The 25869-nt window shown below is 56.2% G+C and carries 28 protein-coding genes; 12 read left to right on the plus strand and 16 right to left on the minus strand.

The features are described from left to right. Positions 1–13: 13 nt before the first annotated feature. A complete protein-coding gene (locus ACTF5F_RS07115; protein ID WP_438956180.1) occupies positions 14–1018 on the minus strand; it encodes an extracellular solute-binding protein in 1005 nt (334 codons plus the stop codon). A gap of 78 nt (positions 1019–1096) precedes the next feature. Continuing rightward, positions 1097–1918: a nucleoside triphosphate pyrophosphohydrolase gene (mazG, locus tag ACTF5F_RS07120; RefSeq protein ID WP_438956181.1), complete on the minus strand. Its 822-nt coding sequence runs from the start codon at positions 1916–1918 to the stop codon at positions 1097–1099. A gap of 62 nt (positions 1919–1980) precedes the next feature. On the opposite strand from mazG, the gene ACTF5F_RS07125 reads away from it, so the two are divergent. The 7 genes from ACTF5F_RS07125 (at position 1981) to ACTF5F_RS07155 (ending at position 8168) form a co-directional block, all read left to right on the plus strand. Further along, positions 1981–3147, plus strand: coding sequence for a M20 aminoacylase family protein (locus ACTF5F_RS07125; RefSeq protein ID WP_438956182.1), 1167 nt, complete (start codon positions 1981–1983; stop codon positions 3145–3147). Between the two features lie 57 nt (positions 3148–3204). Continuing rightward, positions 3205–4173: an agmatinase gene (gene speB / locus ACTF5F_RS07130; RefSeq protein WP_438956183.1), complete on the plus strand. Its 969-nt coding sequence runs from the start codon at positions 3205–3207 to the stop codon at positions 4171–4173. Beyond that, positions 4173–5114 (plus strand): agmatinase, encoded by a 942-nt coding sequence (gene speB, locus ACTF5F_RS07135; RefSeq protein WP_438956184.1) that lies wholly within the window; start codon positions 4173–4175, stop codon positions 5112–5114. The genes speB (ACTF5F_RS07130) and speB (ACTF5F_RS07135) overlap by 1 nt, the downstream gene beginning before the upstream one ends. An 11-nt stretch (positions 5115–5125) precedes the next feature. After that, positions 5126–5587 (plus strand): DUF1499 domain-containing protein, encoded by a 462-nt coding sequence (locus ACTF5F_RS07140; protein WP_438956185.1) that lies wholly within the window; start codon positions 5126–5128, stop codon positions 5585–5587. An 18-nt stretch (positions 5588–5605) separates the two neighbouring features. Next, positions 5606–6661: a peptide chain release factor 1 gene (prfA, locus tag ACTF5F_RS07145; RefSeq protein WP_438956186.1), complete on the plus strand. Its 1056-nt coding sequence runs from the start codon at positions 5606–5608 to the stop codon at positions 6659–6661. Positions 6662–6684: 23 nt separating this feature from the next. Further along, positions 6685–7506, plus strand: a complete 822-nt coding sequence (gene prmC, locus ACTF5F_RS07150) for a peptide chain release factor N(5)-glutamine methyltransferase (protein ID WP_438956187.1) — start codon at positions 6685–6687, stop codon at positions 7504–7506. A 224-nt stretch (positions 7507–7730) separates the two neighbouring features. Further along, positions 7731–8168, plus strand: coding sequence for a DUF4167 domain-containing protein (locus ACTF5F_RS07155; protein ID WP_438956188.1), 438 nt, complete (start codon positions 7731–7733; stop codon positions 8166–8168). A gap of 113 nt (positions 8169–8281) precedes the next feature. Here the strand turns inward: ACTF5F_RS07155 and rsmA are convergent, their stop codons facing one another. From rsmA to lptF, 6 genes are read right to left on the minus strand one after another with little or no spacing between them, the layout of a single operon-like run. Beyond that, positions 8282–9121, minus strand: a complete 840-nt coding sequence (gene rsmA / locus ACTF5F_RS07160; protein ID WP_438956189.1) for a 16S rRNA (adenine(1518)-N(6)/adenine(1519)-N(6))-dimethyltransferase RsmA — start codon at positions 9119–9121, stop codon at positions 8282–8284. Then, complete coding sequence (gene pdxA / locus ACTF5F_RS07165; protein ID WP_438956190.1) at positions 9121–10095, minus strand: 4-hydroxythreonine-4-phosphate dehydrogenase PdxA; 975 nt, start codon at positions 10093–10095, stop codon at positions 9121–9123. The genes rsmA and pdxA overlap by 1 nt, the downstream gene beginning before the upstream one ends. After that, a complete protein-coding gene (locus tag ACTF5F_RS07170; RefSeq protein ID WP_438956191.1) occupies positions 10088–11278 on the minus strand; it encodes a peptidylprolyl isomerase in 1191 nt (396 codons plus the stop codon). The genes pdxA and ACTF5F_RS07170 overlap by 8 nt, the downstream gene beginning before the upstream one ends. A gap of 19 nt (positions 11279–11297) precedes the next feature. Beyond that, positions 11298–13334: an LPS-assembly protein LptD gene (locus ACTF5F_RS07175; protein ID WP_438956192.1), complete on the minus strand. Its 2037-nt coding sequence runs from the start codon at positions 13332–13334 to the stop codon at positions 11298–11300. Positions 13335–13393: 59 nt separating this feature from the next. Continuing rightward, on the minus strand, positions 13394–14488 hold the full coding sequence (gene lptG / locus ACTF5F_RS07180; RefSeq protein WP_438956193.1) for an LPS export ABC transporter permease LptG: 1095 nt from the start codon (positions 14486–14488) through the stop codon (positions 13394–13396). Continuing rightward, positions 14488–15609 carry an LPS export ABC transporter permease LptF gene (gene lptF, locus ACTF5F_RS07185; protein WP_438956194.1) on the minus strand — a complete coding sequence of 374 codons (1122 nt, stop codon included), beginning with the start codon at positions 15607–15609 and terminating at the stop codon, positions 14488–14490. The genes lptG and lptF overlap by 1 nt, the downstream gene beginning before the upstream one ends. Positions 15610–15736: 127 nt before the next feature. On the opposite strand from lptF, the gene ACTF5F_RS07190 reads away from it, so the two are divergent. Beyond that, the gene (locus ACTF5F_RS07190) at positions 15737–17203 is read left to right on the plus strand and encodes a leucyl aminopeptidase (RefSeq protein ID WP_438956195.1); all 1467 of its coding nucleotides are present in this window, start codon (positions 15737–15739) and stop codon (positions 17201–17203) included. Further along, positions 17204–17665 carry a DNA polymerase III subunit chi gene (locus ACTF5F_RS07195; RefSeq protein WP_438956196.1) on the plus strand — a complete coding sequence of 154 codons (462 nt, stop codon included), beginning with the start codon at positions 17204–17206 and terminating at the stop codon, positions 17663–17665. A 95-nt stretch (positions 17666–17760) separates the two neighbouring features. Here ACTF5F_RS07195 and ACTF5F_RS07200 read toward each other — a convergent pair whose 3' ends face one another. The 3 genes from ACTF5F_RS07200 to ACTF5F_RS07210 are packed head-to-tail and all read right to left on the minus strand — an operon-like array spanning position 17761 to position 20829. Then, a complete protein-coding gene (locus tag ACTF5F_RS07200; RefSeq protein WP_438956197.1) occupies positions 17761–18339 on the minus strand; it encodes a retropepsin-like aspartic protease family protein in 579 nt (192 codons plus the stop codon). A 16-nt stretch (positions 18340–18355) separates the two neighbouring features. Then, the gene (locus ACTF5F_RS07205; protein ID WP_438956198.1) at positions 18356–18982 is read right to left on the minus strand and encodes a MarC family protein; all 627 of its coding nucleotides are present in this window, start codon (positions 18980–18982) and stop codon (positions 18356–18358) included. After that, positions 18979–20829 (minus strand): ABC-F family ATP-binding cassette domain-containing protein, encoded by a 1851-nt coding sequence (locus ACTF5F_RS07210; RefSeq protein ID WP_438956199.1) that lies wholly within the window; start codon positions 20827–20829, stop codon positions 18979–18981. Before ACTF5F_RS07210 ends, ACTF5F_RS07205 begins: the two co-directional genes overlap by 4 nt. A gap of 132 nt (positions 20830–20961) precedes the next feature. Here ACTF5F_RS07210 and ndk point away from each other — a divergent pair, with 132 nt between their 5' ends. After that, entirely contained in the window at positions 20962–21384 is a 423-nt protein-coding gene (gene ndk / locus ACTF5F_RS07215; protein ID WP_438956200.1) for a nucleoside-diphosphate kinase, read from the plus strand. A 656-nt stretch (positions 21385–22040) separates the two neighbouring features. On the opposite strand, the gene ACTF5F_RS07220 is transcribed toward ndk, so the two are convergent. The 5 genes from ACTF5F_RS07220 to ACTF5F_RS07240 form a co-directional block, all read right to left on the minus strand. Beyond that, on the minus strand, positions 22041–22430 hold the full coding sequence (locus tag ACTF5F_RS07220) for a TfoX/Sxy family protein (protein ID WP_438956201.1): 390 nt from the start codon (positions 22428–22430) through the stop codon (positions 22041–22043). Further along, positions 22427–22603, minus strand: coding sequence for a hypothetical protein (locus ACTF5F_RS07225; protein WP_438956202.1), 177 nt, complete (start codon positions 22601–22603; stop codon positions 22427–22429). Before ACTF5F_RS07225 ends, ACTF5F_RS07220 begins: the two co-directional genes overlap by 4 nt. A 124-nt stretch (positions 22604–22727) precedes the next feature. After that, positions 22728–23312: an HD domain-containing protein gene (locus ACTF5F_RS07230; RefSeq protein WP_438956203.1), complete on the minus strand. Its 585-nt coding sequence runs from the start codon at positions 23310–23312 to the stop codon at positions 22728–22730. An 8-nt stretch (positions 23313–23320) separates the two neighbouring features. Beyond that, positions 23321–23560 (minus strand): hypothetical protein, encoded by a 240-nt coding sequence (locus ACTF5F_RS07235; RefSeq protein WP_438956204.1) that lies wholly within the window; start codon positions 23558–23560, stop codon positions 23321–23323. After that, positions 23560–24213: an alpha/beta hydrolase gene (locus ACTF5F_RS07240; RefSeq protein ID WP_438956205.1), complete on the minus strand. Its 654-nt coding sequence runs from the start codon at positions 24211–24213 to the stop codon at positions 23560–23562. The genes ACTF5F_RS07235 and ACTF5F_RS07240 overlap by 1 nt, the downstream gene beginning before the upstream one ends. A 155-nt stretch (positions 24214–24368) precedes the next feature. On the opposite strand from ACTF5F_RS07240, the gene ACTF5F_RS07245 reads away from it, so the two are divergent. After that, the gene (locus ACTF5F_RS07245; protein WP_438956206.1) at positions 24369–24827 is read left to right on the plus strand and encodes an Rrf2 family transcriptional regulator; all 459 of its coding nucleotides are present in this window, start codon (positions 24369–24371) and stop codon (positions 24825–24827) included. Next, positions 24824–25861 carry a cysteine desulfurase family protein gene (locus tag ACTF5F_RS07250; RefSeq protein ID WP_438956207.1) on the plus strand — a complete coding sequence of 346 codons (1038 nt, stop codon included), beginning with the start codon at positions 24824–24826 and terminating at the stop codon, positions 25859–25861. Before ACTF5F_RS07245 ends, ACTF5F_RS07250 begins: the two co-directional genes overlap by 4 nt. The last annotated feature ends 8 nt before the right edge of the window (positions 25862–25869 follow it).

The following is a 25869-nucleotide window of genomic DNA, read 5'->3' on the forward strand; positions in this document are numbered from 1 at the left end:
GAATCTCAAAAGACTAACCGTCGAAATCGACCTCTTCCATGATCCGCAGCGCAGTGGCGCGGTGACCCGCGATTGTGGTCAGATCGACGCCATCAGGTGTGAATGTGCCCCAGCCCGCGACCAGCTCTGACAGCGGCGCGTCGACGAGGACGGGGTATTCATAATTCACTTCCGCATAGATCGCTTGCGATTCCGGTGTCACAAGGAACTCCATCAGTTGCAACGCCTCATCCCTGTTCGGTGCGGATTGGGTCATGGCGATGCCTGAAACGTTCACATGCGTGCCACCGGCGGCGAAGGATGGGAACACGATACGCACACTGTCTGCCCATGCCTGCTGCTCCTCATTCGCCAGCATTTTGCCCATGTAGTAGGTGTTGCCCAAGCTGATGTCGCATTCACCCGCCCAGATTGCTTTCACTTGCGCACGGTCATTGCCTTGCGGGCTGCGAGCGAGGTTGGCTTTGACGCCTGCAGCCCAGTCTTTGGCCGCGTCTTCTCCAACGTGGTCGATCACAGCAGAGACGAGCGCCAGCGTGTAGTTATGAACACCAGAGCGCGTGCAAATGCGACCATTCCATGTGTCAGACGCAAGGTCTTCATAGGTGGTGATTTCGCCATCAGCGACCCGATCTTTGGAGGCATAAACGATGCGGGCGCGGGTGGTGAGGGCGAACCAAAGGTCGTCCGCGCTGCGAAGGTCCGCCGGGACTGCATTCTTCAGGACGTCACTGTCGACAGGTTGCAGGACATCGGCGTCCACAACGCGTTGCAGGTTGGCGATATCAACGGTCATCACAAGATCAGCGGGTGAGCGGGCGCCTTCGGCCTTCAAGCGTTCGACCAATCCGTCATCAACAAACTGGAGCGACACGTCGATTCCGGTTTCAGCCGTGAAGGCATCCATCACCGGTTGAATCAAATCCGGCTGCCGTGTCGTGTAGATCGTCACGTCTGCAAGTGCGGGCGCTGTGACAGCGGCCAATGTGGTGGAGAGAAGAAGGGTACGAAAAGTCATGTTAGGCTCCAGTTTCTGATGCCTTCTGTAAACCCGACTAAATTAGTTAGGTCAATACCTAAATAAATTTGTCAGGATTTATGTGGGCGATTTTTCGCGGAGCTTCTCAGCATCCCAGAGCGCGTCCATTTCGTCGAGGTTGCTGTCGGCTGGAGTTTTCCCTTGCTCGGCCAAAGCATCTTCTATCGCCTCAAACCTGCGTGTGAATTTTGCGTTTGCCGCGCGCAGCGCTTCTTCGGGATCAATGGAAAGATGCCGCGCGAGGTTGGCCATGACGAACAACAGATCCCCGTATTCTTCTGTCATCTCAGTGTGGCTGAGCGTGTCACGGGCTTCGGTCAGCTCACCCGCTTCCTCCGCAATCTTATCCACCACAAAGGCCACATCGGGCCAATCAAACCCGACCCGCGCGGCGCGTTCTTGTAGCTTCACCGCGCGTGTCAGGGCAGGAAGACCAATCGCGACCCCATCAAGCGTGCGGCCTTGATCCTTGCCTGCGCGTTCAGCCGCTTTGATCTTTTCCCAGTCAGCAGTTTGCTGTTCAGGGGACTTGTCGCGGCTCTCATCGCCAAAGACATGCGGGTGGCGGGTGACCATCTTGTCCGCGATGTTCTTGACCACGCTTTCAAAAGTGAAATGCCCAGCCTCCGACCCCATCTGTGTGTGGTAGACGGTCTGCAACAAAAGATCACCCAATTCGCCCTCAAGCTCCGCCCAATCATCACGGGCGATGGCGTCTGCAACCTCATAGGCTTCTTCGATGGTGTAGGGCGCGATGGAGGCGAAATCCTGCTCAATATCCCACGGGCAACCCGTTTCTGGATCGCGCAAACGCCGCATGATTTCCAGCAAGCGCGGCATGCCACCGTTCGGATCGGTGATGAGTGTATCTTCTGCCATTGCATCGGCCTTTCATCTGCTATCATGTGATGTGTAGCCTTGGGCCGGTCGGAGGGAAAGCCATGCCAGTTTTGAATCGCATTGCCGCATTTGCCGACGACATGAAGGCGTGGCGCAGACACCTCCACGCGCATCCCGAAATTGGGTTTGACTGTCACCAGACGGCGGCTTTTGTGGTGGAGCGCCTCAAGGAATTTGGCATCACCGAAATCCACGAAGGGATTGCAACCAGCGGGGTTGTCGCGATCATCGACGGGCAGGGTGATGGGCCAACGATTGGACTGCGCGCGGATATGGATGCCCTGCCGATGACGGAGGAAACGGGACTCGATCACGCCTCAACCATCGACGGTGCCATGCATGCTTGCGGCCACGATGGGCACACAACGATGCTGCTGGGGACCGCGAAATATTTGGTGGAGACGCGGAATTTTGTGGGGCGCGTCGCGCTTATTTTCCAACCAGCTGAGGAAAACTACGGCGGCGCGGGTGTTATGGTGGATGAAGGTGTGTTGGACCGTTTTGACATTGGCCAAATCTATGCGCTCCACAATGCGCCGGACCTGCCGGTTGGATATTTCTCCACCACTCCAGGGGCAATCATGGCGGCGGTCGATACGATTCACATCCATTTCGAAGGTGTCGGCGGTCATGGAGCCTATCCGCACGAAACCATTGATCCGGTCGTGGCGGCGGTGAGCACGGCACAGGCGATCCAAACCATTGTCAGCCGCAACCATGACACACGGGGACTCTTGGTGATCTCTGTCACGCAAATCCACACAGGCTCAGCCGATAACATTGTCCCGCAAACGGCTTACCTCAACGGCACTGTGCGGACGTTTGACAAGGACGTGCAAGCGATGGTGAAGCGGCGGTTGCAGGAGATTGTCGACGGCCAAGCTGCGAGCTTTGGCGTGAAGGCGGTGTTGGACTATGAAGTCGGCTATCCCGCGACGTTCAATGCGGCGGCGGAGACGGAGTTTGCCGCAAATGTCGCACGAGAGGTTTCTGGCCCAGACGCCGTGATCGCAGATCAACCAGCCGAAATGGGGGCGGAGGATTTTGCGTTCTTCCTTGAAAAGCGCTCCGGTTCCTACCTCTTTGTCGGCAACGGCGACAGCGCCGGACTGCATAACACGGCCTATGATTTCAATGATGAGGTTTCGGTGACAGGTGCGTCGTTCTTTGCCCGCCTTGTTGAGACGGCCCAACCCATCACTCGGTAGCTTGACGCGCTTGGGGCCTTCGCGTCTAGTGATGCGAAAGAAAAGGGGAGGTGCGCGATGTCGTTGGCAAAGGCGCGGACAGCAGTTGATCGGGCATTCGCGGAAGACGATCCGCGTGGGTTGGCTTATGAGAACGCCTTTGGCGGTGCGACCTCCTTCCTTCGGCGCAAGTATACCAAGGATTTGAGCGGTTTCGACCTGGCCGTGACAGGTGTACCGTTCGACCAAGCTGTGACGCATAGGCCCGGCACCCGCTTTGGCCCCCGCGCCATTAGGGAGGCATCCAGCCTTCAGCCATTTGATCCACCGATTTACTGGGACGGGTTTGATCCGCTGTCTGAGTTTGCCATCGCGGATTACGGCGATTTGGCGTTTGACTATGCCAATGTCGCGGGCGTGCCTGATCTTCTTCAAGACCACATTAAGGGGATTTTGGATCGGAACTGCTCTGCCATCACGTTGGGTGGCGATCACTTCATCACCTTGCCGATCCTCAAGGCCTATGCCGAGAAGTACGGACCGATGTCCGTCATTCAGTTTGATGCGCATTCGGACCTTTGGCCGGATGACGACATGTCCCGCATCGATCATGGGACGATGATGTATAAAGCGGTGAAGCTTGGCGTGATCGACGTGTCATGCTCGATCCAGATCGGGATCCGCACAGTATGTGACGACTACCTCGGGATGCCCTTCATTGATGCGCGGACGGTGCATGAAAAAGGCTGTGGCTGGGTTACGGAGGAGGTGAAACGCCGCGTTGGGGATCATCCAACCTACATCACCTTTGACATCGACGCGCTTGATCCAGCCTATGCGCCGGGGACGGGGACACCTGTTTGGGGCGGGCTTCATTCTTGGCAAGCAGCAGCAATGTTGCGCGACTTGGCTGGTATCAACATGGTCGGTGGCGACTGCGTGGAGGTGTCGCCCCCCTACGACACGACCGGCGCAACAGCGATTGCGGGCGCACATGTGGCGATGGAACTCTGCTGTCTCAACCTATGGAACAAACGGACCGCCTGATGCCTGAAATGCCGATCAGCGGGAACGATCTGGCGCGGTTCTCTGGCCCACAGACGTTCATGCGATTGCCTGAGGCGTCGTTAGCCGAGGGGCTTGATGTTGGGTTCATCGGCGTGCCGATGGACATTGGGACAAGCTGGCGATCTGGCACCCGTTTCGGGTCCAAGCAATTGCGCCAAGAAAGCGCAATGATCCGGCCTTACAACATTCAGACGGGGGCTGCGCCATTTGATGCCTTGCACTGTGCCGACCTTGGGGATGTGCCAATCAATACGTTTTCGCTCAGTGACACTCTACACATTATCAAAAAAACGTTTGATGCACATCTGAAGCACGACTTTGTGCCGATGACACTTGGTGGCGATCATTCCCTGACGTTGCCGGTGCTCAGGGCAATCGCGGAAAAGCATGGGCCCGTCGCCCTGGTCCACGTCGATGCCCATGCCGATGTGAATGATGAGATGTTTGGAGAACGGGAAACCCACGGAACTGTTTTCCGTCGTGCGTATGAGGACGGGCTGATCACCGCGGACAAAGTGTTTCAAATCGGGCTCCGGGGCACGGGCTATACCGCCGATGATTTCCGTGAGGCGGCTGGTTGGGGCTTTCAGCAATGGCTGGCGCTTGACCTGTGGCACAAATCGCTGACGCCTTTGGCGGCAAATATCCGGCAACAAATCGGGGATCAGAAGACCTATATCACCTATGACATCGACAGTTTGGATCCAGCGTTCGCACCCGGCACAGGCACGCCAGAGATTGGCGGCCTGACAACAGCTCAAGCAATGGAACTGATCCGTGGGCTGCGTGGGCTAAATATTGTGGGATGTGACCTTGTTGAGGTCTCGCCACCCTACGATCCATCTGGCAATACCGCGCTCACAGGGGCAAATCTGATGTTTGAAATGCTGTCGATTTTGCCCGGCGTGCCGTTGCGATAAAGGACAAATACATGCTGGATTATGTCATTGCGCTTGCGATTTTTGCCGTCCTTGCAGTGGTCATCTACATCCGGCTATCGCCCAGTGATATTCCGAAATACAACCAATGTGCGGAGCCGCGCGAGATTGGGGACTATAATTTCGATGCTGGCTTCATTGCCGTCCGTGCGATGACGATTTCTGAAACGGACATGCGCGGCGCAATCAATCGCGTTATTCTGCAGACACCCCGCACGAGGCGGGTCGCGGGCACGCTTGAGTCCAATGCGATCACCTACGAAACGCGCTCTTTGCTGTTTGGATTCCCAGATTTCGCGACCGTTTCTTTCTTGCAACCGCGTGAGGTTGGCAATGAGACGCCGCTTTTAGTGATCGACAGTCGGTTGCGGTTTGGCCTTTATGGTATGGGTGTAAACAGGCGACGGGTTTTGGGCTGGCTCGAGCAGCTTGGCCCCTTGACCGTCGCCCCATAAGTCGCCACATCGCTCGTCATGATCGCACAAGAAAAAATCGCGCAACTGATTGATCGGTTTCAGTTCATTGAAGCCAAGATGTCGAGCGGCCTTGAAGGGGCAGAGATTGCGGCTTTGGCCAAAGAATATGCTGAGCTGAAACCGGTCGTGGAAACCGTAAGCGCGTATAAAGACCTCGCTGATCAGATTGCCCAAGCCGAAGAAATGCTCACCGATCCTGAGATGAAGGAATTGGCAGAGGCTGAGTTGCCGGAATTGCGGGAGCAGTTGGAAGCGTCAGAACACGGTGTGCAACTAGCGCTCTTGCCGAAGGATGCCGCGGACGGGCGACCTGCGCTGCTGGAAATTCGACCTGGCACTGGTGGCGATGAGGCGGGGCTTTTCGCAGCTGATTTGTTACGCATGTATCAGCGCTACGCCGAAAACCTAGGCTGGTCGTTTGAAATTCTTGAGCAAAGCTTGAGTGAACTAGGCGGCATCAAAGAAGTCACCGCACGGGTTGCGGGCGAGGGCGTTTTTGCGCGGCTTAAGTTTGAGAGCGGTGTGCACCGCGTGCAGCGCGTGCCGGAGACGGAAAGTGGTGGCCGCGTGCACACCTCCGCCGCAACGGTTGCCGTTCTGCCCGAAGCTGAAGATGTAGATATTGAGATCAATCCAGCCGACATCCGCATCGATACAATGCGCGCGAGCGGGTCAGGTGGTCAGCACGTGAACACGACCGATTCCGCTGTGCGGATCGTGCATGAACCCACAGGTATCATTGTCGTAAGTTCGGAGAAGTCCCAGCACCGAAATCGCGAGATTGCGATGCAGGTTCTCAAGACACGGCTCTATGATCTGGAGCGGCAGAAAGCGCACGATGAACGCTCCGCGGATCGGAAGGCTCAAGTGGGATCGGGGGATCGGTCAGAGCGTATCCGAACCTACAACTTCCCGCAGGGCCGGATGACCGATCACCGGATCAATCTGACGCTCTATTCCTTGGGCCAAGTGATGCAGGGTGATCTGGATGAGACCATTGACGCGTTGATTGCCGATGCTCAAGCGACCCTACTTGCGGAAATGGGCGAGTGACGTCTGAGCAAAGCGTTCAAAAATTGATCGCTAAGCTTGTATTGCAATTGGACCAATCAGGAGTTGCTAATCCCAAACGCGATGCGCGACTGCTTGTTGCACTGTCGCTTGGGATCGACCTGGGGCGGTTGACATTGCATCTGCACGATCCGGTGGACGACGGCGCATTTGAGCGGGCGCAGGCGCTGGTTGAAAGGCGCAAGGCCCGAGAACCGATGTCTCATATCCTTGGCTATCGTGAGTTCTACGGGCGGCGCTTTGACGTGGGGCCTGACGTGCTCGATCCCCGGCCTGAGACGGAGACCCTGATCGAAGCCGCACTTTCGTACCCCTTCCAACGAATACTTGATCTTGGAACTGGTTCTGGATGTATCCTTCTGACGCTCTTAGCAGAGCGTGAGGGCAGCAAAGGGGTCGGCATTGATCTAAGTGACGCCGCCCTGACTGTTGCGCGCCGGAATGCGGAGGCGCTCGGCGTCACCGATCGCATCACTTTCGTGCAATCGGACTGGTATCAGACGGTTGATGGGCCATTTGATTTGATCGTATCAAACCCGCCTTATATCGCATCTGACGAGATGGCGACGCTGGCGCCTGAGGTGCAAAAGCACGAGCCGCGAATGGCACTCACAGACGAAGCGGATGGTTTGACGTTCTATCGCCGGATTGTGTCTGGATGCATGAATCACCTCGAACCAAATGGCCGACTGTTGGTTGAGATCGGTCCGACGCAAGCCGTCGCTGTCAGCGACATGATGGATAAAGCGGGATTAAGTAACGTCACCGTCTTTCGCGATCTTGATGGCCGCGACCGTGTTGTGAGCGGGCGCAGAGGCGCGGAATAGGTGCAAATCGGCTGCATTTTGCCGCCATAAGCCCCATCTTCTGATATTTTCCCTTGCTCTGCGCCGTTCCACATGTTTTTAGTTGTGCCATCGCCGCGAAGAGATTTCACGCTCGCTCTTCCCGATTATATCCTAATCCTTGACCGCATTCGTTGATGCCCCTCACGTGGCTCGGTCGGAACGAAAAGCAAAAGTGCGCGCTTGAGCGTTGTGAAAGTAACTTCATGAGATCTTCTAAATCACGGTCCCGCAACAAGAACCGCAACAACCGTCCTTCCGGCGGAAACATCATCAATCGGGTGTTCGACAGCTCTGGCCCAGACGGGAAGGTGCGCGGTACGCCGCAGCAGATCATTGACAAATACAATCAGCTGCACCGCGACGCGCAGTTGTCCGGCGACCGAGTGAATGCGGAAAACTTTGCGCAGCACGCCGAACACTATCTGCGGATGCTGGCCGAAGCGCAGCGCGAAGTGGAAGCGAAGCGGGAAGAGCAAGAAGCCGCCAATCGCGAACGCCAAGCGGAGCGTGATCGTGAGCGGGCAGGACGCTTGAAGGCGCAAGAAGCCGCGTCCAACGATCCTGCATCACAGGATCAGCCAGATGTGTCCGATGCGGGCGACAATGGTTTGGTTAATACACCCGAAGCACAGCCGAAATAGCGCAGACCGCACCAGCGCAAGCCGCGCAACAATCCGGTTGAGAATGCAGATTAATCAGCAGCGTCGAATGAGGGGTCTGCGCCGGAGGCGACTGAGTAAAACCGCACGAGACCTTATTGGGCCAATTCGCGCGCCAGGGCGCAAAACCCTTCAATGGGCACTTGTTCTGCGCGTTCGGTCGGCTTGATGCCTGCTGCCAGAATCCTGTCGTCGATATCAGGTGCCAAAGCCTTCAGGGCTGAACGCAGCATCTTACGGCGTTGATTGAAGCCAGCCGCCACAACCTTGTTCAAAACATCTGGGTCCGCTTCGAACCTTGGTTGAGGCAGAGCCTTTAGGTGCACAACGGCGGAGCTGACCTTGGGCGCTGGGGTAAATGCCTCCGGCGAAAGGTCGAGCACGATCCGCGGGTCTGCACGCCATTGAGACAAGATTGCCAACCGCCCATAGGCTTTGGAACCTGGTTGGGCGACGATCCGTTGCGCCACCTCCCGCTGGAACATCAGGGTCAGACTTTCCCAGAAAGGGGGCCATTCTTGCGGTGTGAGCCAGCGGACCAGCAGTTCTGTACCAACGTTGTAGGGCAGATTTGCCGCGACCTTGATAGGGTGCGTCAGGTGGGCTGTCGGGTCAAGCTCAAGTGCATCGGCATTCAGAACAGTCAGTTTGCCAGGGTAGGCGGCTTCTATCTCTGCCAGTGCGCTCATGCAGCGGCTGTCTTTCTCGATGGCCAAAACCTTCCGCGCACCTTCAGCCAAAAGCCCACGGGTCAGCCCGCCCGGTCCTGGTCCAACTTCCAGAATGTCAGAGCTGGAAAGATCCCCCGCCAAACGCGCGATTTTGGCGGTCAGGTTGAGGTCTAGGAGGAAGTTCTGACCGAGCGATTTCTTAGCAGCGATGCCATGCGTCTCAATTACCTCGCGCAGCGGTGGCAGGTTGTCGATCGTTGGCACTAGGACCGCGCCCCCGCCATTTGCGCCGCCATACGGACAGCCGCGATCATGGAGGTGGCATTCGCTTTGCACTTACCCGCGATATCAAAGGCGGTGCCGTGATCGGGGGAGGTGCGGACAAACGGGAGACCAAGCGTGACGTTCACCCCGCCTGAGAAGTCCAATGTCTTAATGGGGATGAGCGCTTGATCGTGGTACATACAGACCGCCACATCATAACCCTCGCGCGCGCCGGCGTGGAACATCGTGTCGGCTGACATCGGGCCCGCGATGTTCAAACCCTCTGACCGCAAAGCGTTCAATACGGGGATGATCATGTCGATCTCTTCCGTCCCCATCTTGCCGTCTTCCCCCGCATGAGGGTTCAGCCCTGCCACTGCAATGCGTGGGTTTTGCACGCCAAAGTCTCGCTTAAGCGCGGCGTGGGTAATGAGGATCGTATCTGTGAGCTTGGCCGTCGTCAGTTTTTCCGGCACCTCGGCAATTGGGATGTGGATTGTCACGGGCACCACGCGCAGCGCGTCACAGGCCAGCATCATCACAACTTCATCCGGACCCGTGAGTGCGGCCAGAAATTCGGTGTGGCCGGGGTATGGGAAGTCAGCACCGTCTTGCAGCGCCGCTTTGTGGATGGGTGCTGTGCAAAGTGCGGCACAGGCGCCGGATTGGACCTGCTCCACAGCCAGTTCAATCGACTGAATGATACCTTTCGCGTGACGTGCATCTGGTGTGCCAGCAACGCGCGGCGTTCCGAAATCAAGTTTCAAAACGGGCAGGTGACTTTCGCAAACCTGCGCGGCCTCTTCCCCTGATGTCACGGGCGTCCACGGCGTGCCCTCCGGCAGATGTGCAGGATCACCGATCCACATGACAGGGGTATCGTGTTTGACGACCTGCCATGCCGCGACCGTGATCTCGGGGCCAATGCCAGCAGGCTCACCGCAACTAATGACGATGGTTTGTGAGTTAGCCATTAATCGTGGCGGCTGCGCGCAGATCGGCGATGAGACCGTCGGCCAAACCCGACAAGCGCCGACTGCGCAACTGACTGCGGATCTGGTCCCGATCTGCCGGTTCGCTTTCACCGAATTGGCGGTTGCACAGCATCAGAACAACCGATGTTTGCCCCTCTGATCGTGTCAGAGTGGTGGAAACCTCTCCCGCATCCAAACGGGCTAATTCCAGCACAACGTCTTGCGGGATGTCTGCGATGGGCAAGGTGTCCCGTTCCAATACTTCTGCCGGTTGGCCCTTGGCCTCCCCATATAGATCGTCACAGGTATCAACGCGCTCTGCAACTGCCTGAGCCTCTTGAGGGGACGCAACATAATAGGCGGCGTATTCAATGGCCGTCGGGGCGCTGGCTCCGGCCGCGACCTCACGGATGCCGCGCATCTGGAAAAGGGCGATGCCGTTTGGAATTTGGATGGGCGCGGTCACTTCACCGAGATCAAGCGCCAAAAGAACAGGGCGTAGTTGTGGCGGGTAATTCGAAATCGGCAACCAACCGAGCCGCCCACCGTTGTTGCGGCTTGGCAGGGCAGAGACTTCGCGCGCCTGAGCTGAAAAAGCGGACGTGCTGGTCAAACGTGCGATTTGTTCCGCCTGCGCTAAAGCTTGCGCTGCTTCTGGGGGTGGTGCTGGAATGATGATTTCGGACAAAAGCACTTCGATCCCTTGGGTGCCGCCACCTAATTGTCCGATTGCGCGATCTACCTCGGCATCTGTGATCTGCGCACGACTGTCGAAGCGGCGCCGCACATAGTCGCGCCACAAAACACCTGTCTGTACGAATTCTTCCAACGTGGCGCGTTCGATGCCGTTTTGTTGTAAGACAGTCAGGAATTGGTCGAGCTCAAGGTTCGCACGCGCTGTAAAGGATTCCATCTCAGTTTCCAGCGCATCGCCGACCAAACTCGCCCCAACGCCCTCAAGAGTCTGTTGTTTTAGTCGGTCATCGATCAGTTGTTCGCGGGCAACTTCAAGAAGATTGCCGGGTGTGCGGAACAAGGTCAGCAACCTTATCCGCTGATCAAGTTCGTACCCTGTGATTGCTTTGTCGTTCACCGTGATCACGGGTGAAAATGTGCCCTGTGCGGCTGCGATCATTGGCAGCCAAAGGCCTGCCAAAACTGCAAAAACGAAAGTGAGACGCATGTTTCGTCCTATCTGCTCTTCAGTTTGTGCACCTTGTGGAGCGCCGGGCTGCACTGCGATTCGTGGAGAACCCATTTAATGCAACCGACAATCCATAATCGGTGGATGGTTCTACAGTAGTCGAAGACGTGAACCGACGCGAGACCGAAAGATCGACTGTGATACATTCATTGTGCCATTCGATCCCGATCCCTGCGCGGGCAGGTCGGTCGACAATAATGTCATATCGCGTGTCAAAGCTGAGCTTCCATGCATCCGTGACCTGATATGCAGTGTCTAAAGACCATTCTGACAGTGTATCGGTGCCCAGATCGTCGTCGGCCTCTTGCCAAATATAGCTTGCGGAAAGCGAAAGCCACTTCGTCGTCCAATCGACTTTTCCGGTGGCGAGTGTGGGGCGCAACGTTTCTGACAGCAGGGCGCGGCCGTTGAACCTAAACCCTTGGTGTAACGCAAACTCACCCGCGACGAGCCAGTCAGATGCGCTGCTGCCCAAACCCGAACTTGATGTGAATGCGGAACTTGGCGTATCTTGATACACCCGTCCAAACGTCAGCCTGCTTGTCGTGTCGTCCCTCCCGTGACGGGTCCACGTCACGCCGAGGGCTCCCCTGAACCCTTCGGCGACAACGTCCTCACCAGGAAATTGATCGGGCCAAAAGAGGTTTCCTTGATCCAACTCGGGTCGGCTCGCATCTTCGTTCGGTGGGCGGATTCCAATATGTTTGGACCAAGATGCGGCCAAGGTTGGTTCAAGAATGTGAGTTGCGGTAGACCTGCTGCGGACCAGCGGGAATGCGAGCGTCGCAGAGGCGTTAGGCACTATGCGGCCAAATGACGGCTCCAACGCGCTGTCACCCTCTGTGAGATAGGAATCAAGGACGGTGCCTGTTGATGCTGTGACCACGAAACCGGCGTCGGTCAGGATCCGCGTGCTCCATTCCAACTCTGCCCCGATGCGGGCCACGTCGCGTGCAATCGCACCATCACCGTGTTCGGGGCGCACCAAAGCGTCTGCGTTTAACTTCCAATCCAACGATCCGCCCAGCTTTGGTTGCAGCACGCCTTCGAAAGACAAATCCGCAACAAGCGGGGGCAAGGTATCATTGGTTTCGTCATCGCGAAGTGTTTCAAAATACGTGATGGCACCGCGGGTGAACGTATCCTCGGTGATGCGGCTGATTTCGATCGCGCTGTCGATGCGGTCTCTTCCAGAATACCCGTAATCAAGAAGGTAGGCTGGGTCTGACACGGTTTCGATGTCAAACTTCAATTCATAGTCCGACGGCAGGTCGAACGATCCATCTGCAAAGAGATAATACCGCAACTCTCCGGGGCGAAGCCTGTCGCGACTTCCCGCAAGGTTGACCTCAATATCACCTGAAACAAAGGCTTGGCGATAGCGTGTCTCCAGCGTGGTTGTCTCACTTGAGAGATACGGCGTTAAGGTCAGGTCGCGGTGATCGCCCAAGGCGATGAAATAGGGGATCTTGATTCCTGTGCTCAGTTGGTCGGTCGTTCGGATTTTTGGGATCAGAAACCCCGTCGCGCGGTCGAGCGTTGGGTCCGGCAGCCGCAGTCGCGGAAGCCAGATTAGGGGGACATCGCGCACCAAAAACTGTGCGTTCTCAAAATAGATTTGGCGCTCAACCTCGTCATGGATCGCACGTTCGGCACGGATCGACCATAATGGCGCTGTGTCGCCGCAGACCGGGCATGAGGTGACGGCCGTTTTGTAAAGCTGGGAATATCGGCCATCGACGCGATCGATTTGGTTGGCGGCGAGTTGAAGCTGTTGGTCGAGGACCAGCCGCGCCGCTCGCAATAAGCCGTTCTGGAGCTTTGGGTCGAGCGAGGCGCGATCCGCGATTAACACGGCTTGATCGGGGCCACGCAACATCAGCGGGCCCGTGATCTCCAGCCGGTCTTGCTCGGCGTAGAAGACAATTTTGCGCGCTGTTAAGGCCGTTTCCTCAAAGAAAACCTCAACATTCCCGGTCGCGATCAATCGCTGTTGGTCCTCCAAAACAACAGTGTCAGCAACAAGCGTCGCCAACTGTTGCGCTATGCTGAGTGTCGGGAACAAGCATACTATAAAACAAAGGACGAACCGCATCAGCCGTCCTCGTTATGCAGCAAAAGACCCATGGAAAGCCCAATTGCCGCCAGTGGTGGGGCCCAAGCCGCAAGAGCGATGGGGATTTGGCTGTTCTCGCCCAGAACCTGTGCAAAGTTCCTCAAAAAAGAGATACTGAAACTCAAAAGAATGGCAAAGAGTACCATAAGACCCGTGCGTCCACCACGCTGGTGGCGGATCGTGAATGTCGCCCCGATCAGCACCATCGACACCAAAAACACGGGCTGCGCGAGCTCCATTTGGAACCAAACCTGATGTCGGGTTGCGGAGAATCCGACCTGCTCTAATCGGTCGATGAAAGCCGGTAAATCCCAAATTGGAATCGACGATGGCGTGCCAAAGCTATGGCGGATTTGTTCGGCGGTCAGGGTCGATGGTACGCTCAGTGTTTCATGTGTGGTTGCTTGCGCCTCGGGGATTATCCCGCGCACCAGCGGCCAGCTTTTCGCGCGGTCGAGTTGCCAAGCGCCTTCTACGAGTTCGGCGCGGTCGGCAGAAATACGTCGTGTTGGAAGCCGTGCTTCCGAGAAGGTGATGAACGTAACGCCACTCAAAACTGTCCCGTTGAGCGTGGCTTTTTCTGCCCTGATGACGGTTTGGCTTTCATCGCTGCCTTGACGGAGCCATAGGCCGGACTCACCCAGTGTGAGCACACTGCTTGATCCCTTGAGCGCATCGCCGCGCGCCTCGTATTGGCGGGACGTGGCCGCGACGATGGGATTGAGTATCGCAACAGCCAATATGCCAATTGCGAGCGCGACCAGAAGCGTCGGCACCATCGCCCTCAGTGCGCCACGACCCGCAGCCCGGGTCACGACCATCTCCGACGATCGCGCGAGTGCCAAGAATAGCGCGATGGTCGCAATAATCATGATCAACGGCATGATACCATAGAGCCCTTCAGGCAGGCTCAACGCCGTCAGCGCGACCACCTCTGCAAAGGTCGCAGGCGTGCCGGAGAATATCCGAAGCTGATCGACAATCCCCACAAAACCCAAAATGAGAACGAAAATCGAAAATACGGCTGCGAATGTACCCAAGAATCGCAGCGCAAAATAGCGATCCAACCTCATTACGCAGCCACCCTGCGTTTTTTTAGGAGGTCAGGGCGCGCGCTGATCCAAAGCAATCCCACGACGATGGTCAAGCCGACAAAGTTGGCATAATAGACCGCAAGCCAATGTGCTTCGGATTGGCGCGCGGCACTTAGGCCGACAGTCTCAACGCCTTTGATGATGACGATCAGAAAGATCGCAAACAGGATTTGCCGCCAAACCCCAAACCGGCTGTATCCCCCCACCAGCAAGGCAGAAAAGCCCAGCAAAGCGCCGATAAGACCCAGCAAAGATTGGGAAATGCGATTGTGCGCTTCTGCAATCAATTGCGCGCGGCTTTGACGGGTCTCTGCAACCACGTCTGGCGTCGCAGCCAATAATTCTGTAGTGAGAAGTTCGCGGTACTGGCGCCTGTCCGATTTCGTGCCGGTCAGAAGGGCGCCGATGTTGTAGGTGAAATCCTCAAAGGAGGTCGCAAAAAGCTGGTCGGAACTGGCGACGAATGTTTGGGCGAGCCCGTCTATCATGACCAACTGGGTCTCTGTTGCGTCGCGCACCAAATAAGCTCGGGAAGCTGTATAGGTGATCTGACGATTTGGGTCCCTCAGATCGGATAAGAACACATTCCTAAGTTCGCCAGCAGGCGTGATCTCCGCAATATAGACTGTGATGCCGTCCGCAGGCTCCATAAACTGTCCCTCGGTCAGCAATCGCGCCGTGGCGTTTTCTGCCAGTTCTGCCGTTCGATCGTTCAGGCGTGAAGTTGAGAGCGGAACAAGAACGTGCATCAGTAACGTCATCAGGATGGCCACCAGCAAGCCGAACAAGAAAACAGGCCACGCCAGCCGCCACGGGGAGTATCCCGTGGACTGGACAACGACCAATTCGCTTTCGGATGACATGCGGTTCGTCACATAGACCGCAGCTGCAAATGCGGCGAGGGGGAGGACCAATCGCACCAAACCTGGCAGCGACAGGGCGGTGAATTCAAGGAAGACAACAGCGCTTTGCCCGTCCGCGATGAGTTGGTCGAACAAGCGGACCGCGCGGTTGATCCAATAAACAAGGATCAGGATCAGACTGAAAAAGCCAAACAGCATCGTCAGTTGCGACAGCATATATCCGTCAAACCGTGCCAAATCACTTTCCCCAAGGTGTTTGTTCCCCATCAGAATAGACGAATGAAGGCGGGGACAAAACCGCAATCTGGTCATCTTTGAGTGCGCGGGCTACGTATTGCTCAAAGAGCCTTTTGGAGCGCCCCATATGACCGACCCGATCAATATCTCATTTGCTGAGACGGACCTGAGCAACGTCAAAGACTTGGAAGGTGTTTTGGTCGTTTTTGTCGATGCAGAGGGGCGCATGGACGCGGGCGCGCGCCGCGTGAACAGCGCGTGTCATAGGGCGATCAGTCGGTTTGTAGAAAGCGAAGCGTTTGAGGGGGCGCCCGAAGGCACCGTATCTCCACTCGCGTTTCCTGCAGGTGTCGCTGCCAACGGCGTGTTGGTTGTGAAACTGGCGCGGAACGCCAAACCGCTCGTCGTGCGCAAAGCTGGCGCGGCTTTGGCAAAATCTCATGGACCGCAGGCCATGACGATCTTTGCCGGTGGCTTGAACCAGGTTGAGGAGTTGGCCCAAGGCCTTGCGCTCAGGGCCTATGCGTTCGAGACGCACAAAACAACGGACCCGAAAGCAGTTGGTGATGTGACGATTCAGGTCTCAAAGCCAGAGGCATTGGCGGACGCAAAGGTTGCAATTGATGCGATTGTCAGTGGCGTGTTCATGACCCGCGATCTGACAAGTGAACCTGCAAATGTGTTGACAACAGAAGAGTTTGCGAACCGTCTTTCATCTATGTCTGACCTTGGCCTCAAGGTGGAAGTGCTTGACGAAAGCGATCTTGAGAAACTGGGCATGGGGGCATTGCTTTGTGTTGGGCAAGGGTCCAAGAGCCCGTCCAAGGTAGTTGTCATGCAATGGAATGGTGGCGGGAAAGAACCGCCCTTTGCTTTGATCGGCAAGGGTGTTGTCTTTGATACGGGCGGCATCAGCCTCAAGACCGCTGGTGGCATGGAGGAAATGACGGTAGATATGGGCGGCGCGGGGGTTGTTGCCGGTGTGATGCGCAGCCTTGCTATGCGAAAGGCCAAAGCAAACGTTGTTGGGCTGGTCGGCTTGGTTGAAAACATGCCCTCCGGCGAAGCAACCCGCCCCGGCGATGTGGTGACGTCCATGAAGGGCGACACGATTGAGGTCATCAACACCGATGCCGAAGGGCGTTTGGTTCTGGCAGACGTTTTTTGGTACGCGCAAGACCGCTTTAAGCCTTCTGCAATGATCAATCTGGCGACATTGACAGGCGCGATCATTGTGGCGCTCGGCCATGACAAATGCGGGGTCTATGCCAATTCAGATCCATTCGCCGCCAAGCTTTTGAAAGCAGCAGAGCAAGAAGGCGAGGGCGCGTGGCGCATGCCACTTGGGGAGGCTTATGCCAAAGGGCTGAAGTCACGGATAGCAGATGTCAAGAATGTTGGCGGGCGTCAGGGTGGGGCGAATGTGGCGGCAGAGTTCCTCAACCGCTTCGTCAAAGAAGACGTGCCGTGGTGTCATCTGGACATCGCGGGCGTGGCTTTGACGAAATCGGAAACGCCAATGGCGCCCGCTGGTTGTACCGGCTGGGGCGTGCTCACGCTGAACCGGCTGATAGCCGATCACTTCGAGGGTTAGATGGGCGCTGTCTACTTTTACCACCTGACCGACACTCCGCTCGAAAACACTCTGCCGATGCTTTTGAACAAAGCGCGGGAGGCGGGTTGGCGCATTTTGATCCGCGGGGCGGAAGCACCGCTATTGGAGCGGTTGGACGAGGTGCTGTGGACTGCAGATGTGGACAGTTTCCTACCTCACGCGATGGCTGGTGGCGACGCTGACAGTGCGCAGCCGATTCTGCTGGGCACGGACATCGCAGCGGATGGTTTTGACTGCATCATGAGCGTTGGGGGCGCGGACGTCTCTTCTAGTGAAGTGGGCTTGTCCGAGCGGACGTGTATCCTTTTCGACGGCCATGATGAGGTGGCGTTGAACCACGCGCGCGGGCAGTGGAAAAGACTGACTGAAAATGGTTGCGCTGCGCAGTATTGGGCGCAAGAAGGTGGGCGCTGGACGAAAAAGGCCGAAAGCGCGACCTAGAACACAAACTCAGGATTGAAGTCTTCGGGTAACGTTTTGGGCGCACAGGCCACTGTGCCTAGGAAAACCGCCAATACGATCAGTCGTGGCATCACCTACCTCCGCAAAACCAATTCGCCACCTCGGATCTCAATGCTTTCAAATCCGTTGAGATAGGTCATCCCCAAAAGCGACCCATCCATATCGCCACCATTCACCACAGCGCGGACATTGGCGTCGACGACGCCACCTAGTTCCACCGTGTCTAGGATGATCGGCGCTGTGCGCACGATGCCATTGGCGGTTTGGGCGCTGCCAAAATATCGAAGATCGGCCAAATCAATACCAATCTTTGCGGCATCCTCTCGGCTTAGAACCACTTGTGAGGCGCCTGTATCAACGATGAAATCAACCGGTCGGTCATTGATCGCGAGCGTTAGGTGGTAATGGCCGTTGTTGTCTCGTGGGACGACCACCTCATCAGCCCCGACAAACTGCTGTTGGGGGGCGACTGTGGACCGAATGTCACCCCACATGCCCACGGCCGCGATGACGCCCACAAAGATGAGGCCCCAGATCATGGCTTGCTGCGCGACCTTTCCCATCTGGCCTCGGTTCGCGACGATATAGCTGCCTGTAATGGCAGCGCCGAGCAGGCCAAGAAAGGCCAAGTTTGCAATCTGATCACCAGTCATGACTTTGATATAGGGGTTAGTCCGTCAGACCAAAACCCTGCAATCCGTCCAAGATGAACTGTACGGAGAGTGCGGCCAGCAACATGCCTAGAAGTCGTGTGACCACATTGATGCCTGTTTTGCCCAAAAGCCGCTCAATCGGGTTGGCTATGTTGAAGAGGATGAAGACCAGCATAACCACAGCCAACATCACACCAATCGTTGCGCCAAATCCGGCGACACCCTCCGATTGACCAGCGAGCAGGATGATCGTCGCAATCGCACCGGGCCCAGCAATCAGCGGGATCGCCAGCGGGAAAACGGATGGGTCGTGCACGATGGCGGTTGATTCATCTGACGTATCCTGCCGCCGTGCCTGACGGCGTTCGAACAACATGTCAAGCGCGGTCAAGAACAGCAGTACCCCCCCGGCGATCTGGAAGGCGGGCATGGAAATGCCAATAAAGCCAAGAAGTTGTTCGCCAAAGAGCGCAAAAACAATCAAGATGCCGACGGCGACGGAACAGGCGCGCAAAGCAATGCCACGCCTCTCCTTCGCTGAAAGCCCAGGCGTCATGGCAATGAACAGCGGGGCCATTCCGATGGGGTCAATGACGACAAAAAGCGCGGTAAAGGCCGCGATCAATTCAGGGATTGTTGTCATCGTGCTTCCGCGTCTTCCAGTTTCTCAAGCGCAGTCATCCAGAGCGCTTCGGCGCGGTCAACAGCTTCCATAACTTCAGCGTATTTTTTGTTCCAAGTTTCCAGCTCACCAATCCGGCTATCCTCGTATAGCGCCGGGTCGGCCAGTTTGGTCGCAAGCTTGTCGCGCATGTCGTTGATCTTGTTCACGCGTTCTTCACATTTGCGCACGTCCGCTTTGAGGGCGAGCATGACATCACGGGACGGCTTAGGTTTTTTCGGTTTGGCCGCGGCCTTTGCGATGTCCTTTTCGGAACTCAGCAACATCTTGCGATAGGCGGGTAGGTCGTCGTCGTAAGGGGCGACGCGCCCGTCTTTGACTAGCCAGAGTCGGTCCGCGACCATGCTCAGCAAGTGCATATCGTGGCTGACGAGGATCACCGCGCCGGCGTACTTGGTCAGTGCTTCGACCAGCGCCTCCCTGCTTTCGATGTCGAGGTGGTTGGTCGGTTCGTCCAAGATCAGCAGATGCGGCGCGGGCAGGGTGGCCAGCAGGAGCGACAACCGCGCTTTTTGCCCACCGGAGAGCCGTCCAACGTCCGTTTCTGCCTGATCCGCGCCAAGACCAAATCCGGCCAACCGTGCGCGCAGTTTGGCCTCTTGCTCATCGGGGCGCTCACGACGCAAGTGTTCGAGTGGCGTCTCTTCGATATGGAGTTCATCCACCTGATGCTGGGCGAAAAACCCAATGCGTAGTTTCTTGGATGACGTCATCTGCCCATGTTTGGCATCCAACCGACCAGATAACAGCTTGGATAAGGTGGATTTGCCTTCGCCATTGCGACCCAGCAGCGCGATCCGATCGTCTTGGTCAATCCGCAGGTTCAACTTGTCGAGAACGATTTTATCCTCGTACCCGACACCAACACCTTCGGTTGCGATGATGGGTGGGGACAGTTCTTCTGGCTCTGGGAAGGTAAAGACCGTGCGGGCGGCGTCTTCTGGGGCGCGGATTGTCTCCATCTTCTCCAGCATTTTGACGCGCGACTGCGCTTGCTTGGCTTTGGAGGCTTTCGCTTTGAACCGATCCACGAAGGCTTGCATATGGGCGCGTTTGTCGGCCTGCTTCTTGGCTTGCGCTGCAAGAAGGGCGCGTTTTTCAGCCCTTTGACGTGCGAACTGGTCGTAGGGGCCGTTGTAGAAAGTAAGGCCCTTGTCCTCCAAATGCAGGATGCCATCAACGGACCGGTTCAAAAGCTCCCGGTCATGGCTGACAATCAAGACGGTGTGGGGATAGCGAACAAGGTAGCTTTCCAGCCAGAGCGCGCCTTCAAGGTCCAGATAGTTGGTCGGCTCGTCCAGCAGCAATAGGTCGGGTTCAGAGAACAAGACAGCTGCAAGGGCAACGCGCATCCGCCAGCCGCCAGAAAAGGCGGAACAAGGCATCTTTTGTTCGGCGTCGGGGAACCCCAGCCCCTTCAAGATCGATGACGCCCGCGCTTCTGCCGACCACGCGTTGATGTCGCTCAAGCGGGTCTGTATATCGGCGATCCGCGCCGGATCGGTCGCGGTTTCCGCCTCTGTCAGCAGATCAGCACGCTCAACATCTGCAGCTAGAACTGTGTCGATAAGGGACACCTCATTCCCAGGCACCTCTTGGCTCACGCCGCCGATTTTCCACCCTTTGGGGATATCGACATCGCCTGTGTCTAAAACCATCTCCCCACGGATCACGCGGAAAAGGGTGGTCTTGCCGGTCCCGTTCCGTCCGACCAGGCCGACCTTATGCCCTGTGGCGATTACGACGGAGGCGTTCTCGACCAGCGTGCGGCCTTCGATGGAATAGGTGATGTCGGTCAAGCGAAGCATGAATGCGCAGTGCCTTAACTCTCAAGGGGCGTCAATCCAGCAGATGTTAGCGCTTCCCATAGCGCGGGACCCATGCTAGTGCGCGGCCATATCAGATTTCGAGCCAAATCGCCCACATCCAAAGGAACTCACATGGCTATCCAACGCACGTTTTCGATCATCAAACCAGACGCAACAAAGCGGAACCTGACTGGTCAAATCATTGCCAAGTTTGAAGAGGCTGGTCTGCGCATAGTAGCGTCCAAGCGTATTCAACTGACACTGGCACAGGCGCAGCACTTTTATGGCGTTCACAAAGAGCGTCCGTTCTTTGACGAGCTTTGCGAATTCATGATTTCTGAGCCAATTGTGGTTCAGGTTCTTGAAGGCGAAGATGCGATTGCCAAAAACCGCGAAGTTATGGGCGCCACAAACCCAGCAGACGCAGCCGACGGCACCATCCGCCAAGAGTTTGCGCTGTCCGTTGGTGAAAACTCCGTTCACGGTTCCGATGCACCAGAAACAGCCGCAGAAGAGATTGCTTTCTTCTTCTCCGGTCTTGAGCTGGTTGGCTAATTTAACAGTCTGTTAAGCTATTTGACGGTCGCGTGGCTCAATGCGGGCGCGGCCGTCTTTTTGTTTCTAAAGATGATTAATCTTTTAATATAACGGGTTAAGCAGCATTTGTACGAACGACGTTTGAGTGTCTTTCCCAATCAGAATACGAACTGGTCCGAAAAAACTGGATAACCTGACCATTTGGTCTGCAGCAACCTATACGGTAGTTCGGCTGGCATATGAGTTCTTAGGTAAATGAGTCGGTTTCGGTTCTCGAGTTTGTGCGATCCACGTTGGATCATTATTGGGAAGTGATCAGTACCCACGCTTTGGCGGTCGGCAGTTAGTTTATAGCTTGCTATATTGGTTGCCCCAAATATCGAACGAGAATTCAAAGGCGTCTCTGAAGAGGCGCCTTTCCGATTCGATGGTGCCGACTTCACACTCGAAACAGTCTGTTTCAACAAAAAGGCCTCCACCTGTCCCAATAGACCATTGTTGGTCTCACGCATTTTGTCTAAGTCCACGCCAACGGTTGTTAAACAGTTGCTGGTTGGTTTTTGAAGAGTATTCCGACGGTTTGGGACCACCGCGCAAAATTGATGTTACGCGCGCTGTGAGAGTTGCCGGTCAATCAATGTTCGATTGATTAAGTTTTTAAAAAGTCACGCCCCTTATAGGGCAGATAAATTGAAAGGGTGTTCCTCGGCGGGAGCGCCCTTTAGTTCTGGGGTCAGCCTTTTTGAAGCCACCACACCGATTTGATCAAGGATCCTTTCAAACTCTGATTGGTCTTGATCAAAATGCTTTGCCTTCAGCGTATCAAATCTTTTGCGCAGCTTCTTCTTCTCCTCGCCCTTGCAGTCGTTCCAAGGGCGACCCTGTAGGGCCATATGAAGAACGTAGTAACCTATGAAGTGTGGTTTCGTGCCGCCTTCCAGCAGTTTACAATAGGCCACATCTGCACCGAGCGCACGAAGCTCTTCCGCCGTCTTGATCCCGACGGCCGTAAGCGCATCGGCAAAGGTCGGTCCGATGTTTCTAATAGAGATCAGTTCGGTCATGCCGCAGGATAACTAGCCAGCGTGCGACGTGCCAGTGTGAAAAACTTGGACCACTCAAGGCGGCGTACGATGCTTGCGAAATCCGTAAAGATCGGCTTGGGCTTCGGTGGTGAAGGTTTCTTATCGCCCGCGGATGGCATCGGTTTAACGGGTGTTGGTTTGGACTTGGCCATGATACATACCCTTTCTTCCTCATTACAATGAACACAAAAAACGTGCTCTCATGAGAAACAATCACACAGCATTATGTCCAGAATTGGCGCCCTATTGGTTAAATATGTGAAATAATCGTATCGATTAGCGATGTTCTGTTTCAAACCAGTCATCAATGCGCGCCTTCAACAGGCTCCAAATCTTGGGAAAACCACGCCGTACTTTCACACCAACGCGACGTTCGATCTGTTCGTGCGTCACTTGATACTCGTGCCAACTACCGCCGCCAGACTCGAGATTGGCGACAACAGGCTGCACGCGGTCGAGGGATTTGGCAAAGATCGCGTCGTCACTTTCCGCGGCTTCAAATTCTTCCCACAGGCTGCGATAATCATCCCGCTGGTCAGCGGGCAGAAGGCCGAAGATTCGATCTGCTGCGGCCTGCTCCAACTGTTCCATCTCAACCGGATCGTGATTGCCGTGGATGGGGTTGTCGCCTGCATCAATCTCAACAACGTCATGCAGCAAGAGCATTTTGATCACTCGTTCAACGCGTACGGGCCTTTCGGCATGCTCCGCCATCGTCAAAGCGTAAAGCGCGATATGCCAGCTGTGTTCGGCTGAATTCTCGCGGCGGCTGCCGTCGTTCAGGGTTGTTCCGCGTGTGACTGTTTTGAGCTTGTCGACTTCAATCAGAAAATTCAATTGGCGTTCAAGTCGGTTGCTCATAAATGGCGCTATTCTGCGGCAGCGTCGTCTTTGCCCGCGCGTTTTGCTTTTGATTCAGCAATCATCTCCCGCGCGCGCGTTTCAGCGCGCCTAACGCGAATATCCGTCAAGAACGCCTCTTCCATTGACTGCGATGACGCACCAAGCATAACCGCGATGCGATCGACGAGCTTTTCGTCGCCGGAGGCAGCTGCTTGAGCCAATGCCTCATCCGCAAGGCGCAAACCCAAATCGTCAATAAAGCTCATTAGCGGGTCGTCTCCGTCAGGCGGCGGCGCACATAGGTTTGCACATGGTCAATCATCGGATCCATGTGTGGGTCCTCAAAAAAGTGACCCGCGCCTTCCATCTCTTCATGCGTGATGGTGATGCCTTTTTGCTCATGCAGCTTGTTAACGAGCGTAACAGTGTCCGCGGGCGGGGCCACCCGGTCGTTTGACCCGTTGATGATCAGACCGGAGGACGGGCAGGGTGCCAAGAAGCTGAAGTCATACATGTTGGCTGGCGGTGAGACGGAGATGAAGCCCGTAATTTCTGGCCGGCGCATCAAAAGCTGCATGCCGATCCAAGCGCCAAAGGAGAATCCTGCAACCCAGCAATGCTTGGAGTTGGAGTTCATCGACTGTAGATAGTCGAGCGCAGAGGCTGCATCAGACAGCTCACCCACACCTTGGTCATATTCACCTTGGCTGCGGCCCACGCCACGGAAGTTAAACCGCAAGCAGGTGAAGCCCATCTCATGAAAAGCATAGTGCAGGTTATACACCACGCGGTTGTTCATCGTGCCGCCAAACTGCGGATGGGGATGAAGGATGATAGCGATTGGGGCGTCGCGGTCTTTTTGGGGGTGGTAGCGACCTTCGAGGCGACCCTCTGGGCCAGGAAAGATGACTTCAGGCATTTCGATCCATTATCAGTGATCCTATCTTGACAAAAAGAGTAGGGTAATTTAGAAACATTCTAAATCCGAGCATTGGCTGCCGGACACGGTTAACCTGACCTAATCAGGTGACGGGGTAACGTCAATAAAATTGAGCTTCGGGTGGGGGTGTCGTCATGAAATTAAGCACGAAAGGCCGCTATGCAATGGTCGCGCTCGCCGATCTTGCGCTTCAGCCTGAAAGTGCGCTCACCAATCTCACGGAAATCTCAAAGCGGCAGGACATCTCCCTTGCGTATCTTGAACAGCTTTTTGTGAAGCTACGTCGGGCGGAGCTGGTCGTATCCGTGCGTGGGCCCGGTGGAGGGTATCGTCTGGCGCGCCCGTCTTCTGAGATCAGGGTGTCAGAAATTTTTGGCGCCGTCGATGAAACCGTCAGCGCGATGCATAAGGGGGCAGGAGCCTCTGGCGCAGCGTCTGGCAGTCAGGCGCAGTCGTTGACCAATCGCCTTTGGGAAGGTCTCTCGGCGCACGTCTATGTGTTTTTGCATCAGGCGCGGTTGTCCGATGTTGTGGGCAACGGACTCGCACCGTGTCCTGCTGTACCAGCACTCTTTGAGGTGGTCGACGAATGAACAAGCGTGTCTACCTTGACCACAATGCCACCACGCCGCTTCGGGCTGAGGCAAAGGCCGCGATGCGTGACGCGATGGATGTTGTCGGCAACCCGTCTTCTGTTCACGCCGAAGGACGCGCGGCGAAGGCCATTGTTGAGAAAGCCCGTGCTCAGGTCGCGGAAGCGATGGGCGCAGGGACTGCGGATATCGTCTTTGTCTCCGGCGCGACGGAAGCCGCGGCGCTTGCGCTGGCGGGGCGTGGTCTGAAGGCTAGCGGGTTGGAGCATGAAGCGGTCTTGGGGTGGGTTGATGCTACGCTTCCGGTCGTTGATGGCTGCGTCGTTGTTGACGATCCCGACGCGTCTGTCGTTCAGCTCGCAAACTCCGAAACTGGGATTATCCAAAAGCTGCCCGAAGGGCTTGCCGTGTCTGACGTCACGCAAGCGGTCGGCAAGCTGCCGTTGTCCTACAGCTGGGCGGGTGTCGAGATAATGTTCCTCGCCGGACACAAGTTTGGCGGGCCGAAGGGGACAGGCGCGATCATCATTCCTCAGGGTTATGATTTGCAGGCCAGATTAACCGGCGGTGGGCAGGAAATGGGACGGCGGTCTGGCACGGAAAATGTTGTTGGATTGGCCGGACTTGGTGCGGCGATCACCGCCGCTGTCAAGGATTTGGCTGATGGCGCGATGGACCGGGTTGCGAAACTTAGAAATATTCTAGAAAAGGCCATTGAGGATGCTGCGCCCAATGCTATTTTCATAGGGAAAGAGCGCGAGCGGCTGCCGAATACCTCCTGCTTTATCGCCCCCGATTGGAAGGGTGAAACGCAGGTCATGGCGATGGACTTGGCGGGATTTGCGGTATCAGCGGGGTCAGCGTGTTCCAGCGGCAAAGTCAAGGCGAGCCGCGTGTTGCAGGCGCTTGGATACGATGACGATATGGCGAGCTCTGCGCTGCGCGTATCGTTGGGGGTCGACACCTCCGAAAAAGATGTTTTGCGCTTCGCTGAAGCGTGGACCAAGAAACGTTTAGGTCGGCGCGCTGCATGATGCGCGTC

It is taken from the genome of Cognatiyoonia sp., from assembly GCF_965661665.1.
Classification (GTDB): Bacteria; Pseudomonadota; Alphaproteobacteria; order Rhodobacterales; family Rhodobacteraceae; genus Cognatiyoonia.

Excerpts from the sequence above, each read along its gene's own strand:
- ACTF5F_RS07115 (WP_438956180.1), bottom strand. The coding sequence starts at position 1,018 with ATGACTTTTCGTACCCTTCTTCTCTCCACCACATTGGCCGCTGTCACA.
- mazG (WP_438956181.1), bottom strand. The coding sequence starts at position 1,918 with ATGGCAGAAGATACACTCATCACCGATCCGAACGGTGGCATGCCGCGC.
- ACTF5F_RS07125 (WP_438956182.1), top strand. The coding sequence starts at position 1,981 with ATGCCAGTTTTGAATCGCATTGCCGCATTTGCCGACGACATGAAGGCG.
- speB (WP_438956183.1), top strand. The coding sequence starts at position 3,205 with ATGTCGTTGGCAAAGGCGCGGACAGCAGTTGATCGGGCATTCGCGGAA.
- speB (WP_438956184.1), top strand. The coding sequence starts at position 4,173 with ATGCCTGAAATGCCGATCAGCGGGAACGATCTGGCGCGGTTCTCTGGC.
- ACTF5F_RS07140 (WP_438956185.1), top strand. The coding sequence starts at position 5,126 with ATGCTGGATTATGTCATTGCGCTTGCGATTTTTGCCGTCCTTGCAGTG.
- prfA (WP_438956186.1), top strand. The coding sequence starts at position 5,606 with ATGATCGCACAAGAAAAAATCGCGCAACTGATTGATCGGTTTCAGTTC.
- ACTF5F_RS07155 (WP_438956188.1), top strand. The coding sequence starts at position 7,731 with ATGAGATCTTCTAAATCACGGTCCCGCAACAAGAACCGCAACAACCGT.
- pdxA (WP_438956190.1), bottom strand. The coding sequence starts at position 10,095 with ATGGCTAACTCACAAACCATCGTCATTAGTTGCGGTGAGCCTGCTGGC.
- ACTF5F_RS07170 (WP_438956191.1), bottom strand. The coding sequence starts at position 11,278 with ATGCGTCTCACTTTCGTTTTTGCAGTTTTGGCAGGCCTTTGGCTGCCA.
- lptG (WP_438956193.1), bottom strand. The coding sequence starts at position 14,488 with ATGAGGTTGGATCGCTATTTTGCGCTGCGATTCTTGGGTACATTCGCA.
- ACTF5F_RS07190 (WP_438956195.1), top strand. The coding sequence starts at position 15,737 with ATGACCGACCCGATCAATATCTCATTTGCTGAGACGGACCTGAGCAAC.
- ACTF5F_RS07195 (WP_438956196.1), top strand. The coding sequence starts at position 17,204 with ATGGGCGCTGTCTACTTTTACCACCTGACCGACACTCCGCTCGAAAAC.
- ACTF5F_RS07200 (WP_438956197.1), bottom strand. The coding sequence starts at position 18,339 with ATGACTGGTGATCAGATTGCAAACTTGGCCTTTCTTGGCCTGCTCGGC.
- ACTF5F_RS07205 (WP_438956198.1), bottom strand. The coding sequence starts at position 18,982 with ATGACAACAATCCCTGAATTGATCGCGGCCTTTACCGCGCTTTTTGTC.
- ACTF5F_RS07210 (WP_438956199.1), bottom strand. The coding sequence starts at position 20,829 with ATGCTTCGCTTGACCGACATCACCTATTCCATCGAAGGCCGCACGCTG.
- ndk (WP_438956200.1), top strand. The coding sequence starts at position 20,962 with ATGGCTATCCAACGCACGTTTTCGATCATCAAACCAGACGCAACAAAG.
- ACTF5F_RS07220 (WP_438956201.1), bottom strand. The coding sequence starts at position 22,430 with ATGACCGAACTGATCTCTATTAGAAACATCGGACCGACCTTTGCCGAT.
- ACTF5F_RS07225 (WP_438956202.1), bottom strand. The coding sequence starts at position 22,603 with ATGGCCAAGTCCAAACCAACACCCGTTAAACCGATGCCATCCGCGGGC.
- ACTF5F_RS07230 (WP_438956203.1), bottom strand. The coding sequence starts at position 23,312 with ATGAGCAACCGACTTGAACGCCAATTGAATTTTCTGATTGAAGTCGAC.
- ACTF5F_RS07235 (WP_438956204.1), bottom strand. The coding sequence starts at position 23,560 with ATGAGCTTTATTGACGATTTGGGTTTGCGCCTTGCGGATGAGGCATTG.
- ACTF5F_RS07240 (WP_438956205.1), bottom strand. The coding sequence starts at position 24,213 with ATGCCTGAAGTCATCTTTCCTGGCCCAGAGGGTCGCCTCGAAGGTCGC.
- ACTF5F_RS07245 (WP_438956206.1), top strand. The coding sequence starts at position 24,369 with ATGAAATTAAGCACGAAAGGCCGCTATGCAATGGTCGCGCTCGCCGAT.
- ACTF5F_RS07250 (WP_438956207.1), top strand. The coding sequence starts at position 24,824 with ATGAACAAGCGTGTCTACCTTGACCACAATGCCACCACGCCGCTTCGG.